Raw genomic sequence first — 16,661 nt, 5'->3', positions numbered from 1 at the left:
GAAAAAAGTTAAAGCCTCCGGCGGATGTCACGGAATCGGAAAGGAATTCTTTGGGGATGTTAGCCTAAAATCATCGCATCCATGCGATAACGGCTAACTGACCTGCATCGTGCAGGCCTAAGCACAAAGCCTATCCCAGACGCAATTATGCCGAGGCATAATTGATTTACTTACTGCTCTTCACTTTTAATATTATTCACTGTCATTTGAGCACTGATAAAAATAATAACTACGATAATAGCTAGTACCCAAAATGCGATACTATTTTCTCCCTCAAAAATTTGCTGAAAAAATAGGGCACCGAATGTACCACCGATAATTGGACCTACAACTGGAATCCATGCGTATGACCACCCTGAGTCTCGTTTACCTGGGATTGGTAAGAAAAAGTGCGCAATACGTGGACCTAAGTCACGCGCAGGGTTTATTGCATAACCAGTAGGGCCTCCTAATGCCATCCCGATAACTACAATTAACATACCAACTAGAAATGGATTTAAACCATCCGTAATTGTATTTGTTCCTAATGCTAGAATACCTAAAACAAGTATAAATGTACCAATCATTTCTGAAATTAAGTTTGATAATGGATGCTTAATAGCTGGCATTGTAGAAAATACAGCTAGTTTCGCTTCCGGATCTTTCGTACCCTTCCAATGTGGTAAATACATAAAATAAACGAGTACCCCACCTAAAAATGCACCAATCAATTGTGCGGCAATGTACATAGGCACGTCTTCCCATGGGAAATTACCGATTGAAGCAAGCGCGATTGTTAAAGCAGGATTTAAATGAGCCCCACTAATACCACCAACAGCATATGCAGCCATAGCTACACCTAGACCCCAAGCGAATGTAATCACTACCCATCCACCGCCAAAACCTTTCGATTTGTGCAGTGATACACCTGCAACAACGCCACCACCGAACAAAATAAGAATCATCGTGCCGACAAGTTCAGCTGTAAATGTTGACATACAAAAAGCCCCCTTTGTAAATAGTACACCTAGCAAAAAAACAAACCCACACTTAAACAAACTGCACATTTCAATGCAGATGAATAAATGTGGGTTCCTTTTCCTAACCACGCGCTTTTTAACTTATGTACATTGTAGAGAAAATAACATACATAGTCAACAATATTTTTGGAAATTTTCCCACAAGTTCTTATTTGATGTCGTAATCGCTACTGCTCCAGCTGATAACGCTTCCTCTATACTTTCAGCAGTGCGGACTAGTCCACCTGTAATAACAGGGATTTTTGTACGCTGGTGCACTTCTGAAATCATAGAAGGAATAATACCTGGTAATAATTCAATAAAATCTGGCTTTGCTGATTCAATCATTGAAAAGCTTTTTTCAAGTGCGATCGTATCAATTAAAAAGACACGCTGAATAGCAATAATCCCACGAGCTTTTGCCTTTATTAACATATTAGAACGCGTGGAAATTATTCCAGCAGGACGGATATCATTGCATAAAAAATCAGCTGCAAAGTTATCCGTTTTTAAGCCATGAATTAAATCTGCATGAATAATTAATTTTTTACCGTTCCGATCCGCCTCTCGTTTTATTGACATGAGCAAACTAATATGCACTTCTAATAGAACAATGTATTCGAATCGACTATTTAAGATTTCATCAAATTGCTTTACTGTTCGTGCAGCGGGAATAATTTGTTGATTATTGAAATTCATTGGATTTCCCCTTTATATCAATCAATAATGCCTCGGCATAATTGCTTCCGGAATCGGCTCTTTACTTGCACAAAGTCGATTCTATGACATCCGCCAGAGGCTTAAAGAAGTTAAAAAGTCAGGTCGCCATTAAGACGACCTTCCTTTTTATTATAATGCAGTTGTAGCTCTTGTTATTTCTAAATTTAAATCTTTTTCAAATTGTGTACGTTGTTCAGGAGACCAATTTAATTGTTTTGCCATTTCATCTAATACTGCATCTTTATATTGTATAACAAGGGCGATATTAAAAAACATATAGGCTGTACGACGAATCATAAAGTCGTTTGGATGAACAACCATTTCATGATGGATACCATATAGTAGTTGAGCGTATAACCCTTGAGGTAAAACAGGATGCTGTTCTTTAGCATATTCAAAAACAGTGTCTACATTAGAACCGTAATGATGCGCTAAATGTTTTGCCTCCTCTTCCGATAATCCGATATCGACACCCATTTTTGTTCGTTTTGATACGAAGGCATCTAAGTTTTCAGAGCCGCCAACATCTCCACCAGATATACGAATATTCTTTGTATGACATGGTTTTGATGAAATACTAAAGCGTTGCTCTAAATCTTGTGCAATCTTATTTAAAACTGTTTCAGCCATTTTACGATAACCTGTTAATTTACCGCCAGCGATTGTCACAAGACCTGAAGGAGATTCCCATACTTCGTCCTTACGAGAAATTTCAGATGGATTTTTACCTTCTTCATGAATTAATGGGCGAACACCTGCCCAGCTTGATTCGATATCTTCATCTGTGACTTTTACTTTTGGGAACATGTAATGAATAGCCTTCATAATATAATCACGATCTTCTTGATGAATATTCATTTCACGTGCATCGCCTTCGTAAAATGTATCTGTCGTTCCAACATATGTCTTCCCATTTCGAGGAATTGCAAACACCATACGACCATCAGGTGTATCAAAATAGACAGCTTGACGTAGTGGAAATTTAGATTCATCAAAAACGATATGCACACCTTTGGATAAAATTAAATGCTTACCATTTTGTTTCCCTTCGATAGTACGAACGTCATCTACCCATGGACCAGCAGCATTTACAACTTTTTTTGCACGAATATTAAATGCGTTCTGGGCAATCAAATCTTGTGCTACGATACCATTAATTTTCTTTTCGTCATTGTATAAAAAGTTTTCTGCTTTTGTATAGTTAATGAGTGTAGCACCTTTTTCGATGGCAGCTTTGGCAACTTCGACTGTCAGACGTGCATCATCAGTACGATATTCTACATAAACACCACCGCCACGTAATTCCTCAGCTTTGACTAAAGGTTCTTTTTCCATTGTTTTTGCAGCGTTTAACATATATCGACGCTCAGAACGTTTAACCCCTGCTAAAAAATCATAAACACGTAAACCAACATTCGTTGAGAATTTACCAAATGTGCCACCTTTATGGAATGGAAGTAACATCCAAACTGGCGTTGTTACATGTGGTCCATTTTCATAAACGATTGCACGCTCTTTCCCTAATTCTGCAACCTCTTTTATTTCAAATTGTTTTAAATAACGAAGTCCACCGTGCACTAATTTTGTCGAACGACTAGAAGTCCCAGCAGCATAGTCTTGCATCTCAACTAACGCTACAGATAGTCCACGAGCAATTGCATCAAGTGCGATACCACAACCTGTAATACCTCCACCGATCACCAATAAATCGTATTCTTTACTTTGTAATTCTTCAATTGTTTGTTGACGTTGTATTGCTGAAGCCGTACTCATAATAAAATTCCTCCTTAATTTAAGAACGAAAAAAAAGAGACCATTAAAAGCACATGTACGCAATGTACATATGTTTTTAATGGTCTCTCAATCGCTCAAACCTTATATTAACTTAACTTCATTGTAATGTGTTTAGAAAGAAAAGGCAAGTTCAATAGACTAAATCATACAAATACAAAATACCCTTTTCAATCATTTATAGGTTTAGAACGTTCATATGTACTGTTCAATTGTCATGGCTTCTGGTGTTATTTATTCCCCAATACAACAAATTTATTTATCTACATTTTGAATCGTGGTTAATAAATCTTAATTGTTGTTGTCGCATTGAAGGAGTCGCCCAGTCGTAACGAAGATCAACTTAATATAGACATACTTTTAATAATTGTTATTCCCACCGCTTTTGCTGAAATATAAAAACAGCAGATTTTTGGACACCCGCTGAAGAAGTTAAAATATGTATTGTATCATTTCATGTATGTTGCAATAAGGATTATCACGGCTTTCTGTCTTGCGAAGTGCCATCATATCTGTGCAATTTTTAATAGCAACCTCATGTCGAAGTGCAATAGGTGCAATGACAGATTCATCCGCTTTATGACGAATATAACGTGTTATACCAAGATGCTGCTCCATCTTGTCATTTAATACTGCACGGGGATACTTTTCAGACATATCGACCTCTTCAAAATGCAATAGTAGCCATAATTCGAACGCTTCATTTGAATAGGCAATATGAATATTATTCTCCTCACAAAAGTCATTCACTTCCTCTAATTGTTTTTCCGTTAAATCATCCTTATCAAAAACAATCCAAACCTCATCAAAATATTGATAGCTTGAATCTCGGTAGGCATGCTGGGCAAGCTTAATAGCCGAACGTTTAACGTTTTTTATTTTGACACTTACCAGTTTGGAACGCTTTAAAATACGTAGTTGCTCAAAATAAATGCGTTCGGTTTCACCTTCGCAATAAATTAAAATGGTTTTACGCAGTGTTCGATTCCCTTGCTGACGTACTCTCACTGCTCAGACACCTCCTACTTCCTATCAATTATGCCTCGGCTGTCGCACAGATAAATTGCCACCGGACTTGGCGTTCTTCGGCTGAGTTCCTCTATTTTAGCGGGGTGTTTGGATACCCGTTGAAAGAAGTTAAATATTGATCTGATAAATATTCATTAATAACCGGTGTAGCCCCAAATTCTCCTTTTAAGTAACGCTTGGCAAAGGAAACATCTCCACGTTTCTTCTGCAAATCTGCAAAATCGAATAAGGAGTATAACTCGGATTCATTTTTAAAGCTTTTATTTACAAACCATATTTGATCGGAACGAAGTGGCTGGTCTAATAAATCAATTTCATGACTTGTGACAACAAATTGATTCGTAACATTACGCTTGCTGTTCATAATGGCCATTAAAAATTCGCAGATGGACACATGAAATGCTGTATCAAATTCATCTATAAAAATAGTCTTCCCCTTATTGTATGCATCTACCATGACACATGCCAAATGCAGCATACGGACTGTCCCCTTCGAATCCATCGTCCAATTGATCGTCTCTGTCCCGATCGGCGCACCTGCTTCATCGAACGATAAATAGTGCAAATCGATGTCTACTTCTTGAATAACCTCTGGCATGTCAAAATCATAGCTAATCGTATTTTTCTCTCTACGCTCAACGCGTCTTGCCGTCACATCTTGAATAGAAAAGTCTGCAACCTTTAGCAACTTCATCACTTCTTTTTTAAAGGGCTCTTCTTCAAGTTTACGAATAAGTGGATGACTTGATAACCGATTCGCTTCATCTAAAAACAATATTTTATGTAAAAACCAATCAAATATTTTCGTAGCATCTGTGTCATTAAAGACATTTAATACTGATAAGAACGCTGTATTATTACGCGTATATTTTGTCAGCTCTTGCGCTGTGCTTTCGGCAGTTTCATACAAATATTCTGTCCCATCCCATTGTCTAGTAAAGAACTGCTCTTTCAAAGATTTTGTCGTTTTAGTTAGCCCTTCATAAAGTACTTGTGAAGCATTATATTGAACCTCATAATCGTACAGTACCCCATCTAGGAATAATGAAATCATAAATTCTGTCGGTTTCCCTTGCTGACCTCCTAACTTAAACGGCTGGTAGGGCAAACGTAGTTGTTTAACATTATTCAGATTTTCAAAGTTAAACAATAAAGAACGTAAAATTTTTATGGCCGTGAATAAGTTCGATTTTCCACTTCCATTTGGTCCGAAAATAAAAGCACTTTTTACAAGGCGTAACGAGTCAAATTTCATCGTATGTGTGTCCTTTAATTTACGAATACGGCTTCCCGCTACCATTGAAAATAGTGTTTCCTCTTTATAACTCAGGCAATTTTTCACTCTAAAATCTACTAGCATATTTGCAAGCCTCCGTTCAATTTCACAACATTCCTTTAAACAATTATTATACTATAGTCGCAAAAAAAGACATATTGCTCAGAATAATACTAATACAATGCAGAATAAATCTATAAAACGCTAAAAGATTTTCGTGGAACAAACAATACATTAACCATTTTATTAATTGGAAGACGCTGATTCCCTAAGGGCTACTCGCATTCCTGGGAGCGAGCGGACAAAACATTCTTGCTGTCGCCTCGCTTTCGCACAGAAAACATTCGCTCCGTTACTGGGTCTCGCAATTATTTAAATTTGATGACGATGGAATACTAGAGTTAAAAAATTTTATTTTTATTAATATCAATACAAAAGAAAGCTGTGAAAAAATAATGCCGCTCCAAATAAGTTGATGAATTCCTAATTGAGAAATAAACCAACCGCCAAAAAATGTTCCTAAAGTAATTCCAAGATTTGAAAATGAAACAAATAGGCTGTTACCAAATTCAGGGGCTTCTTTAGCTTCACTTATTAACCATGCCTGACTAACGATTAAACCGCCAGAATGTACAATTCCCCAAATGAATACCATAAAAATCATTGGAACGAAATAAGAGCCTAAATAATAAACAAATAGGTAAACGAATAAATATAGTACCGGAAATGATATTACAGTTTTCAACAGATTTTTTTGCAAAAGAAATCCAAACAAAGAATTACCTAGAATCATAATTACACCAAATATTAGCAACATGATACTAATCAAGGAGCCATTCATGTGAGTGACTTTTGCAAGGTATTCAGCAAAATAGCTGTATACCGAAAACATGGCTGCAAAAATAAATACAACAGTTCCTATATTTAACCATAATTCGGTTTTTCGTAATATACCGACTTGCTTGCCAAAAGTCATTTTTTCTTTAACAGGCATAGAAGGTAGCAATATTAATATTCCTATAAAGGCTACAGCATTTACAATCGCTCCAAATAAGAAAGCAATTTCTAATGAAAACTGTTCTGCAAAATAAGAAGTTAATGGTACACCTAAAGCAAAGCCAACCGTAATTCCCATGAAAACATTTGAAACTGCTCGGCCGCTTTTTTCTGGAGGAACAAGATTAGCTGCAGTTACAAGAGCTATTGAAAAGAATAGAGGGTGAAGTGCCGCAGGAATAATACGAAAAATAAGCATAACTTCAAAATGTGTCGTATAAGCATAAAAAATATTTGAAATAGCAAATATAAATATTGTTGTTAATAAAAGTAGCTTACGATTAATCCCAGACACAAGTAATATTAAAAATGGCCCAGAGATAGCAACTACTAGAGCAAATATACTCACTAATAAACCTGATTGTACGGTTGAAATCTCAAATTTCCGAGCGATTTGTGGTAATACTCCGACAATACTCATCTCTGTTGTAATAATTCCAAATACACCTATTGCTAGTATAAAAATAAGTAAAGGATTTACTTTTCGCATTAATAAAAATCTCCAATCTTAAATTGATTAATTGTTGAACATTGTGACAAATATTGATAGATGTGAAATCATAACTACACAACATATATATAATTATATATATCTGTATAATTAGATGTATTGAACCAAAAAAAAGAAACCCTCCTTTCCATTTATAATTCTTTTTGAACATACTCTCGAAATTCTTCTATTGTTTTCTCATTCCGACGATAATAAGTCCACTTTCCAATACGTTCGGATTGTAATAATCCAGCTTGTTGCATAGTCAATAAATAATTAGAGATAACCGATTGAGCTAGTCCTGCTTTCAATTGAATATCTCTTACACATACTCCAACTTGAAAACTAATTCCTTGTTGTAAATAAAGTTTTTCATCAAAAAATCCCTCTGGATTCTTTAACCATAATAATATTTGACGTCTTGTATCGTTTGATAATGCTTTATAGATTTGTGAAGGTTCCATAAAATTCATTATATCTATTTTTATAGATTTGTAAACGAAGTTTTAAAAGTTAAAATCATCTGTCTATTCCAGAATCCATACATTTAATTGCAATGATGCTTATCTCTTTTATTCTTTAATCATTGTATTTTCTAATTGATAGCTTTACCATCTAGTTGTGGTATCACTTTCATAAATCTTTAGATTGTTAATTAAATCACAAAATTTTAACTCTATTTTAAAGTTATTTCATTTTTAGATATAATAATTACTAACCCATATGAAAAAAAGGGTGAAACGATGAAGGAAGATAAAGTTCGCGATCTCATTATCCAAACTTCCTTAGCCTTATTTAATAAAAAAGGCTACAGTCAAACTTCTATTCAAGATATTATGAGTACAACAGGATTACCAAAAGGTGCAATTAATAGACGTTTTGAAAACAAGAATGAAATTGCTCTCGCTTCATTTGAGTATTCTAAGTAATGTTTGGAATCATTTTTTAGAAGCTACTAAATCAAAAGATTCAGCTACTGAAAAATTAATAGCAATGTTTAAGGTATATCAAGATGCTGCTAATAATCCACCTGTTGACGGGGGATGTCCACTACTAAATACGGCCATAGAAACAGATTATGGTTTCTAGAGCTTCATGAAAAGGCTGCTGAAGCACATAATCAAATATTACTTTTTATTCAATCTATCATTGAAGAAGGAGTAAATTCAAAAGAATTTCTTCAAAATATAGATTCTTTTTCTTTAGCATCCTTTTTATTTACAACTTTGGAAGGTGCTATTATGACGAGCCGTTTGTTTTTAAATAATGAGCATATGTATTATAGCATTGAGCAAATTAAAAAACTTTTACAATATTACTCATCAAAGAACTAGAGGCATATATTAATTCCTCTAGTTTTTTAGTTGTTCACTAAAATGTAATTGGTCCATACGAAGTATTTGCCGCTAAACAAAAAGGAATTATCAAACTTGACTCAAAAATGGGTTATTTGCACGCCGATTATAGCTTTTCTGAAATTACCTCCGCTGATATTCTAGTCGTTCCTGGCTGTAGCCCTCCTAACTACAAATATCCTATGTATACGAAGAAACGTTAAATTGGATTCGTAAAATTAATAACACTACAAAATGGACTACTTCATTCTGCAACGGTTCTTTGATTTTAAGCGCAGCAGGCTTATTAAAGGGAGTTGTAGCAACATGTCATTGGGGTTCCTTTAATCTTCTACAATCACTAGGCGCTATTCCAACAGATGAAAGAGTTGTCCGCCATGAAAAAATCGTAACATCTGCAGGTGTATCTTCAGGTATTGATATGGCACTTCAATTGGTAGCTTGGGAATTTGGAGAAGATATAAGCAAAGGTGCCCAATTAATTTTGGAATATGATCCACAGCTACCATTCGATGCAGGTTCTATAAAAAAAGCGCCTGCACCATTAGTCGAAAAGATGAAAAAAGCACTTCAAGAAATTTCAAATAAAGATTCCGTTATGTAAATAAAAATTCAACGCCAAGGTTCCTTGTCTCCTTGGCGTTGTTAAAATCAATTATGCCTCTATATAATTGGAATCGTCTTTGTTCTTAGGCCTGTAGATGTTTGGACACCCGCTGAAAAGCGACTTAAAACCGCACTCATCCACCACCTATAGAGGTAGGAGACTTCTGTACTTGTCGCTACGCTTTCGGTACAGAAAATAATATTGCTGAAAGAAGTTAAATCTCCACTATTTTTTCATTTTGTAATGCTAGCAATGTACGCTCTATACCTTCCGCAAACGAAATTTTTGGCCTCCACCCTATTGCTTTTGCTAACTTTTCATTATTTAAAAACGAATGCTCAATATCTCCCTCTCTTGCAGGAGCATATTGAATTTCTAAAGGATGATTTAAATGCTGCAATAATAAAATGACTTGATGAATCGACCATGCCTCATTCGTTGATACATTATAAATGCCTTGTAATCTAGCCTGTACACCGGCATAAATAGCATCCGCAATGTCCTCTACATATATGAAATCTCTTGTTTGCTCTCCATCACCATAAATTGTAAAGGGCTTTCCTTCTATACTGCTTTTTAGCATACAAGGAATAACCGCTGCTTCGCCCTGCATACGTTGTCCTGGACCGAATACATTAGCAAATCTATAAATTAATGTTGGTAAACGGTAATCTTTTTGCCATTTTTCGCAGTATGACTCACCAATACTTTTGTTTAATCCATACATCGAAATCGGTTCACTAACATCTGTTTCTTCTATTGGAGGATAGTGACTATCTCCATAAACAGCTGCTGACGAGGCGAAAACGAAATGCTTTACCTTATATTTTGACGATAAAAAGAGCATCTGACTAAGCCCTACGATATTCGATAAAACATCCTTTACTGGCTCTTGTATCGATTTTTGGACACTCGTTTGCGCTGCACAATGGATGACCACATCAAATGATGTTTCTCTAAAGAGATGCTCACAAACTTCATCTTCTACATTCAAAAGATAAGATTTATGCTCAAAGTCGACATTACGTAAATGGCCTGTACTTAAATTATCAATAATACAAACATTTGCACCTTCTTCAAAAAAACGCCTTGCGACTGCACTACCAATAAAACCATATCCACCTGTCACTAATACATTCATCCCATCGCCCCCAAAAACTATATGATGTTTTATATGCAGTAATTCCTAAAATTATGCAAGTAGCTTATTTATCGTGTTATTTTTTGGACGGGATTCTAGATAAAAAAAAGTGCTCGATATGTATCGAGCACTTTTTACAGAAATCAATTCTACCTAGGCATTATTGCGTCCGGAATCGACTTTGTGCTAGCACAAAGAATTCCTTTCCGATTGTGTGACATCCGCTAGAGGCTTTGGGCCAACAAATGTTTTCTGCGCGAAAGCGCAGTGCTAGCGTAGCGTCAGCACCAACATGATGTTGGTCACTCAGTCGTTGCCACAGGACGTGGCGTTTTTAGACTGAGTTCCTCTATTTGTGAAAGAAGTTAAGCTGGGTTTACTTCCAGTTCAACTGTAATTTTGATGTCTTTACCAACTAGAACACCGCCAGTTTCTAAAGCAGCATTCCAAGTTAAGCCAAATTCTTCACGATTGATTGATGTTGTAGATTCAAAGCCATAAACTTCTTGGCCCCATGGATTTGTACCTTTACCATTAAATTCAGTATTAAATGTTACTGGTTTCGTTACGTCTTTAATTGTTAAATCACCTGTAATCGCATATTCATCACCTGATTTTTTTGCAATATTTGTTGATTTAAATGTAATTGCTGGATATTTTTCAGCATCGAAGAAATCAGCTGCTTTTAAGTGATTATCACGATCTTCACTACGTGTGTTAATGCTAGCTGCATCAATTGTAAAGCTAATGTCTGCTGTAGTTAAATCTGCAAGATCTGCTGCTTCAATAGTTGCTGAATAAGTATCGAATACACCTTTTACTTTTGATACCATCATGTGCTTTACTTGAAAGTTAATTGCTGAGTGTCCTAAATCAATATTCCATTTTGCCATTTTAAATTCCTCCAATAAAATAAATTATTTTATCTCGATTTCGAGATATATGTTAAAATATGAAGCAACTACATTAATTATGTCTCCAAAATATAAGGGATAAACATTTGTAGTTACTTCTTTCGTACATATTAGTTACGAAAAGTAATCAATTACTTTATGTAACCTACTATATATTAATAATTAAATTACGTCAAGTTATTATTTATAAATTTTTTTCTACCTTAGCGGTTCTTTGTATTACCTTAGTGATTTCTCCAGCTCGGAAATTTTATGCAGACCTATTTTCTATAAATAAAAAAGAATCCTCCCAATGAAATGGGAAGCTCCTTATCTCAGCGTTTCACTAATTTACCTTGAACGACAAAACGATGGTCGTCACTCATGACAGAATCCTTACAAGTGGATAGCGTAAGAATTTTGTCTTCTGGTCCAATCTCTACATTCATTTCGATTGCAGAGCGTGTTTGAATTTCGTCTATAAATTTCAGGAAAGCATCATTGTTCGTAAATTCTGTTTCAATGTAATAAAAATCAATTGTCGTTTCATAAGCAGCAAACACTTCGACATCATAGCCTTCATACAGAGTGTCTAAATAAATGACAGGATGTTCGTTTGCATATTGCTGTTTTAAGTAACTTTTAAGACTCCCAAACATCGTACTATTCTTCATGGCATGGCCGTACAAAATAGTATTTTGGTTTATATCCTGCACATTATTACGATAGTCCATAAATACACTGCCTGCACGACTTTCTCGATCTTTAAAATTATGATCTAAATAAAAATCATTATTTTCAGCTTGTAGGATAGGATTATTGAGCTTTGTCCCATCTGCAGAAATCCAACCAACAATATTTTTATTTACCGATAGTAAATCATTGAATTGTGGACGGATTGTAAATGGCGTTGATGAGCTTTCCTCCACTTCATCTTCTAGAGAAGCCAATGTTGATTGATAAATCGTTTGTGCTTCTTCCAGTGATTTTGAAGTCTCATAGTACGTGTATAAGTACTTGGCTAATGCAAAGCCTGAGTATAAGAATATAGCTAAATATATACATGTTAAAAACTTAGATGTCCATTTTTTCATCGTATCACCAGTTATATTCCAAGAGGAACCATGTAAAATCCATGCTGCTCATCCTCATTGAAAATGGCTTCAACACCATAGACTTCTTTAATAACTTCCCTTGTAATGACGTTACGTGGTGCTCCCTCAGCTATTATTTGTCCAGCTTTCATCAGAATGATTTGATCGCTATAGCGAATCGCCTGATTTATATCGTGAAGCACCATAACGATTGTTAAGCCATGTTCCTCATTTAACGCCTTTACAAGCTCCAATAACTCTATTTGATAATAAATATCTAAATATGTTGTCGGCTCATCCAAACATAAAATTTCAGATTGCTGTGCTAAAGCCATAGCGATCCACACTCGCTGACGTTCCCCACCTGATAAAGCCTCTAAATCGTTATCTCTTTTTTCTAGTAAGTTCGTGCAAGCAAGTGCCCATTCAATAGCTTTGGCATCTTCCTCTTCATTTCTTTTTAACATTGTACGATATGGTAAACGTCCAAAACTCACTAATTTTTCTATTGTTAAATCTTTTGGCACATCATTTTGCTGATAAACAATCGCGAGTTTTTTTGCAAACTCTTTTGCCTTATAGTGCACCAAATCTTTGTTTTCTAACGATGCATTCCCAGATATCGGTATATTATTGCGGGACATAACACTTAATAATGTTGATTTTCCACAGCCGTTTGGACCGATAATCGTTGTGATTTTACCTTTTTGAATTGTCGTCGATACACCATCTAAATGATTTCGAGTATTATCATGTGATACGATAATATCTTGTATTTCCATGTTTCCTCACTCTTTTCGTAATAGGAATATTAAGAATGGTCCACCGATAATCGCCATAATGGTTGAAGCTGGTATTTCAAGTGGTGCAGCCATGGTGCGACCAATCGTATCTGCCACTAATATTAATAAAGCTCCAGCTAATGCTGTAAAAGGTATAAGCACCTTATGATCATGTCCAACTAAACGACGAGAAATATGTGGCACTAACAGACCGACGAACGAGATAACTCCTGCAACGACAACGGAAACAGCTGATAATAGTACCGCGACAGCAGCTATTATTAAACGAGCACGAGCTACATGAAAGCCTAGACTTTTTGCTGTTTTGTCTTGTAATACTAGGAGATTACACCAACTATATAACGCAAAGGCAGCTATTAATCCGACAGTACCATAAGTAACAATTGTTGATACGTCCTTCCACGTACGCATCGTTAAGTTTGACCCTATAACGCTGGAAGCTGAAGTATTCAATGAGCCACCTAAACTAATGAAAGTCTCTGTTAACCCTGTGAACATTGCATTAATAGCAATTCCGACTAAAATAAGCTTCAACGGACTTAAACCTGACTTCCATGACAACGCAAAGACGAGTGCACAGGCAAATGCCCCACCCATAAATGCTAATACAGGTGTCATAAAAAATAGTGCTGGAAAGAAGGAAATAATAAAGAGCTGGACAAATGCCGCTCCTGAAGATATCCCAATAACGCCTGCATCCGCTAACGGGTTACGCATCACTGATTGTAATAGAACCCCTGAAACCGAAAGTGCTGCACCAGCAAACAACGCAACAATGATTCGTGGAAATCGCAAATCCCGGATAGCCTCCATTTGACTATTTCCTTCATCAAATAATGCACCTATAAATTCAAAAAAGCCCATTTTAATGCTACCTGTTGTTGCTGCATAAACTGCTGAGACAAGTAATAATACAATTACAATTGAAAAGCTTACAATTTTTTTTGTCATACCGGACTTCCCTTTTCTTTTCAAATTCCGTCATGTTATATGTACATCTACAACTTTGCTTAAAATATTATAAGAAAAGCGCTCTATAACAAGGCTATACTTGCGATACGAGCGACATTTCTAGTTTCTATTTACGATAGAAAATTTCCATTAGCTGTCCTAAAGCTTGTGGCACTTGTAATGAAGCTGTAGTACCGAACAATTCTTCCTCTAAATCATAAACTTTGCCGTTTTTTACTGCGTCAAAATGCTTCCATATATCATTCGTTTTAAATTCCTCATCAAACATTTTTACTACTTCATCTGGCATACCGTGTGATAGACGTAAAATAATATCAGGATTACTGCTATGCAAGTACTCAGTATTCGAAGACAAGTATTCAGCGTCCTGCCCCTCCATCACATTAATACCGCCCGCACGTTTCACAAGGTCTCCTGCATAGGAGTTTTCAGTTGCAACTAAATAACTACCCGGAATGCCAAGTAAAATTAATACACGAGGTCCCTCTTTGTTCTCAGCAACTGTTTGGACAGCATCAATATTTTTTTGTAATCCATTCACTAACTTCTCAGCTTGTTCTATACGATTATAGCGTTCACCAAGTGCTTTAATCTCGGAGAGCATTGCATCAACACTTTGAAAATTTAAAAAATGTACCGGTATTTTTAACTGCTCGAATTTATCTTGTAAATCATACTCCAACGTTGAAACTGATAACACATCAGTTGGATTTAATGATTTAACAATCTCCATATCTGGCTCCATTGCGTTACCGATAGTAGGCAGTTCATCGAAGCGTTTTGCTAATGTTTTTTCTGTTTCAGGCACTGCTATAGCGTCCAACTCAAGCTTATCTAGAATATCTGCAATAACGACCGTTCCTGCAATAATACGAAGTTCATTCTCATCAGTTGTTTCAGCTGATGTTTGTGCTTTTTCCTTAGGTGTCTCTGACTTTTGTTGCTTATTTCCATCACTACAGCCAGCGACTGCCAAAAGTAATATCATAAGCGCCATCATGTGCAACCAACATTTCCAATTCTTTCGCATAAAGTCATCTCCCACTTATTTCTGTTCCGTCACATCTTTTCTTGAATTTTTAAAACGGCGAACGAGCAATAAGCCCGATAAAAGACAAGTTACTACTAGCAATACTATCTTTACAATGTTCAGCCGAGCAAGCTGCTGATCGATTTTAGAATCCTTCGTTATTTTTTTTGAAGTTTCTTCTTTAACATCAGCTTTCTTGTCGTCTTCTTCATCCTCAATAGGCGCATCAAGCGTACGATCAAATGCTAATCGCTCCTCCTTAGGCACAGTTAATGTAGGCTGAAATGATGGCAGTGGCCGTGACGTCTGAGGCTGTTTGACCGCAGTTTCATGTTGTGTTACCACTGGTACCTTTTTCACTCTCTCTTTAACAATAACAGGTGCCTTTTTCACTTCCTCTTTAACATTAACAGATGGCTTTTCACTCGCTACTTGCTTAGATGGTTCTTTTGTAGAAGGCTTATTTAACAACTTTGCTACTTGCTGTTGATTGAACTTTAGATTTACGAAATATTGATGGTGATAAGAGATATCAGGTATATCAACTTTAACCCACATTCGTATTGGCTTTTCAAAATTACTAATTTCAAATTCAACAACTCTAGTATTGTCTACAAGTGAAATAAGCTTTGGTTCCATTTGGTTTCCTTGTTGATCTACAGTCAATCCTGTTATCCAATTAGATTTTAAAATTGTCATGTGGGCATAATATTTGCCGTTTTTTTCTTTTATTTTTGCAACAGGATTTACATATGTATTCATAATGGATTGTTCGTTTTTTCCATCTACTAATAATACGTAATTCATTGACCATTCCTTATCATAGATTTCGTCTGAAGGAGATTCTATGACTTCGTTTTCCGGAATAACTTCCTCATCCTTAGGCACAATTATTAAAAGGGTTGTTAATTGTAATTGAATATCCTGAGAAAAGGGAAAATATTCCTCAGATGATGAAAGTGCCATCTTGCCTTTAATGTTAATAGGCTGATGTAAATCCTTGACATCAAATTGAACTAAATTTTCAGTCTGAACGTTTGACGAAAGCTCATTTTCCAGCTGTTCGATATGTATATCTCTTATACTCAATGCTTGATTTATAGTTAAATTCAAGCTATATTGACCGTTCTTCACATCAATTGTCGCCAATTCACTAAAAACATCGTCTTTCCCTCCATCTAGAGATGAAAAACTTAGTTCAACTTGATAGCTCCCATTTTCTAATACAGATTCTTCAGCTTCTACCTGAAGCCATACAAATGGAGGGAGAAACATCAGCAAAATAGTACTCAACACGAATACTCGAAATATTTTTCTATTGTTAATCACTGTGTAAATTCCTCCAAATTCTTTAAGAACACAGTAACTTCCTTCCTCGATTAAGTGAGAAAGGAAGTTGCTGTAAC

14 protein-coding genes and 2 pseudogenes are annotated in these 16,661 nt (G+C 35.8%); 2 read left to right on the top strand and 14 right to left on the bottom strand.

The window, feature by feature from the left end; all coding sequences use genetic code 11:
* Positions 1-170: 170 nt before the first annotated feature.
* The 7 genes from AC3WSO_RS04835 to AC3WSO_RS04805 form a co-directional block, all read right to left on the bottom strand.
* The gene (locus AC3WSO_RS04835; protein ID WP_492529175.1) at positions 171-977 is read right to left on the bottom strand and encodes an MIP/aquaporin family protein; all 807 of its coding nucleotides are present in this window, start codon (positions 975-977) and stop codon (positions 171-173) included.
* Between the two features lie 156 nt (positions 978-1,133).
* Positions 1,134-1,697 (bottom strand): glycerol-3-phosphate responsive antiterminator, encoded by a 564-nt coding sequence (locus AC3WSO_RS04830; RefSeq protein WP_492529173.1) that lies wholly within the window; start codon positions 1,695-1,697, stop codon positions 1,134-1,136.
* 150 nt (positions 1,698-1,847) lie between these two features.
* Entirely contained in the window at positions 1,848-3,491 is a 1,644-nt protein-coding gene (locus tag AC3WSO_RS04825) for a glycerol-3-phosphate dehydrogenase/oxidase (RefSeq protein WP_492529171.1), read from the bottom strand.
* A gap of 450 nt (positions 3,492-3,941) precedes the next feature.
* Positions 3,942-4,517, bottom strand: a complete 576-nt coding sequence (locus AC3WSO_RS04820) for an RloB family protein (RefSeq protein WP_079559607.1) — start codon at positions 4,515-4,517, stop codon at positions 3,942-3,944.
* Between the two features lie 91 nt (positions 4,518-4,608).
* On the bottom strand, positions 4,609-5,898 hold the full coding sequence (locus tag AC3WSO_RS04815) for an AAA family ATPase (RefSeq protein WP_492529170.1): 1,290 nt from the start codon (positions 5,896-5,898) through the stop codon (positions 4,609-4,611).
* A 268-nt stretch (positions 5,899-6,166) separates the two neighbouring features.
* A complete protein-coding gene (locus AC3WSO_RS04810; protein WP_492529168.1) occupies positions 6,167-7,360 on the bottom strand; it encodes an MFS transporter in 1,194 nt (397 codons plus the stop codon).
* 152 nt (positions 7,361-7,512) lie between these two features.
* Positions 7,513-7,824, bottom strand: coding sequence for an ArsR/SmtB family transcription factor (locus AC3WSO_RS04805; RefSeq protein WP_492529166.1), 312 nt, complete (start codon positions 7,822-7,824; stop codon positions 7,513-7,515).
* Between the two features lie 279 nt (positions 7,825-8,103).
* Here AC3WSO_RS04805 and AC3WSO_RS04800 point away from each other — a divergent pair.
* Positions 8,104-8,694 (top strand): annotated as a pseudogene (locus AC3WSO_RS04800) (TetR/AcrR family transcriptional regulator).
* 47 nt (positions 8,695-8,741) lie between these two features.
* Positions 8,742-9,319: pseudogene (locus AC3WSO_RS04795) on the top strand (DJ-1/PfpI family protein).
* A gap of 217 nt (positions 9,320-9,536) precedes the next feature.
* Here AC3WSO_RS04795 and AC3WSO_RS04790 read toward each other — a convergent pair.
* The 7 genes from AC3WSO_RS04790 to AC3WSO_RS04760 form a co-directional block, all read right to left on the bottom strand.
* Positions 9,537-10,463: an NAD-dependent epimerase/dehydratase family protein gene (locus tag AC3WSO_RS04790; RefSeq protein ID WP_492529164.1), complete on the bottom strand. Its 927-nt coding sequence runs from the start codon at positions 10,461-10,463 to the stop codon at positions 9,537-9,539.
* A 365-nt stretch (positions 10,464-10,828) separates the two neighbouring features.
* Positions 10,829-11,356, bottom strand: a complete 528-nt coding sequence (locus AC3WSO_RS04785; protein ID WP_492529162.1) for a YceI family protein — start codon at positions 11,354-11,356, stop codon at positions 10,829-10,831.
* Positions 11,357-11,691: 335 nt separating this feature from the next.
* Entirely contained in the window at positions 11,692-12,450 is a 759-nt protein-coding gene (gene srtB / locus AC3WSO_RS04780) for a class B sortase (RefSeq protein ID WP_492529160.1), read from the bottom strand.
* 11 nt (positions 12,451-12,461) lie between these two features.
* Positions 12,462-13,232: an ABC transporter ATP-binding protein gene (locus tag AC3WSO_RS04775; protein ID WP_492529158.1), complete on the bottom strand. Its 771-nt coding sequence runs from the start codon at positions 13,230-13,232 to the stop codon at positions 12,462-12,464.
* Between the two features lie 6 nt (positions 13,233-13,238).
* On the bottom strand, positions 13,239-14,204 hold the full coding sequence (locus AC3WSO_RS04770; protein WP_492529156.1) for a FecCD family ABC transporter permease: 966 nt from the start codon (positions 14,202-14,204) through the stop codon (positions 13,239-13,241).
* 127 nt (positions 14,205-14,331) lie between these two features.
* Positions 14,332-15,255 carry a heme ABC transporter substrate-binding protein IsdE gene (gene isdE / locus AC3WSO_RS04765; protein ID WP_492529154.1) on the bottom strand — a complete coding sequence of 308 codons (924 nt, stop codon included), beginning with the start codon at positions 15,253-15,255 and terminating at the stop codon, positions 14,332-14,334.
* Between the two features lie 15 nt (positions 15,256-15,270).
* Positions 15,271-16,584, bottom strand: coding sequence for an NEAT domain-containing protein (locus AC3WSO_RS04760; RefSeq protein WP_492529152.1), 1,314 nt, complete (start codon positions 16,582-16,584; stop codon positions 15,271-15,273).
* Positions 16,585-16,661: the final 77 nt, after the last annotated feature.

It is taken from the genome of Lysinibacillus sp. EB106-09-02-XG168, from assembly GCF_058791475.1.
The sequence above is the reverse complement of the archived record's forward strand: the minus strand, read 5'-3'. Positions and strand labels throughout refer to the sequence as shown.

Bases quoted from the DNA above. Each gene is read 5' to 3' on its own strand.
- AC3WSO_RS04835 (WP_492529175.1), bottom strand. From the start codon at position 977: ATGTCAACATTTACAGCTGAACTTGTCGGCACGATGATTCTTATTTTG.
- AC3WSO_RS04830 (WP_492529173.1), bottom strand. From the start codon at position 1,697: ATGAATTTCAATAATCAACAAATTATTCCCGCTGCACGAACAGTAAAG.
- AC3WSO_RS04825 (WP_492529171.1), bottom strand. From the start codon at position 3,491: ATGAGTACGGCTTCAGCAATACAACGTCAACAAACAATTGAAGAATTA.
- AC3WSO_RS04815 (WP_492529170.1), bottom strand. From the start codon at position 5,898: ATGCTAGTAGATTTTAGAGTGAAAAATTGCCTGAGTTATAAAGAGGAA.
- AC3WSO_RS04810 (WP_492529168.1), bottom strand. From the start codon at position 7,360: ATGCGAAAAGTAAATCCTTTACTTATTTTTATACTAGCAATAGGTGTA.
- AC3WSO_RS04805 (WP_492529166.1), bottom strand. From the start codon at position 7,824: ATGGAACCTTCACAAATCTATAAAGCATTATCAAACGATACAAGACGT.
- AC3WSO_RS04790 (WP_492529164.1), bottom strand. From the start codon at position 10,463: ATGAATGTATTAGTGACAGGTGGATATGGTTTTATTGGTAGTGCAGTC.
- AC3WSO_RS04785 (WP_492529162.1), bottom strand. From the start codon at position 11,356: ATGGCAAAATGGAATATTGATTTAGGACACTCAGCAATTAACTTTCAA.
- srtB (WP_492529160.1), bottom strand. From the start codon at position 12,450: ATGAAAAAATGGACATCTAAGTTTTTAACATGTATATATTTAGCTATA.
- AC3WSO_RS04775 (WP_492529158.1), bottom strand. From the start codon at position 13,232: ATGGAAATACAAGATATTATCGTATCACATGATAATACTCGAAATCAT.
- AC3WSO_RS04770 (WP_492529156.1), bottom strand. From the start codon at position 14,204: ATGACAAAAAAAATTGTAAGCTTTTCAATTGTAATTGTATTATTACTT.
- isdE (WP_492529154.1), bottom strand. From the start codon at position 15,255: ATGCGAAAGAATTGGAAATGTTGGTTGCACATGATGGCGCTTATGATA.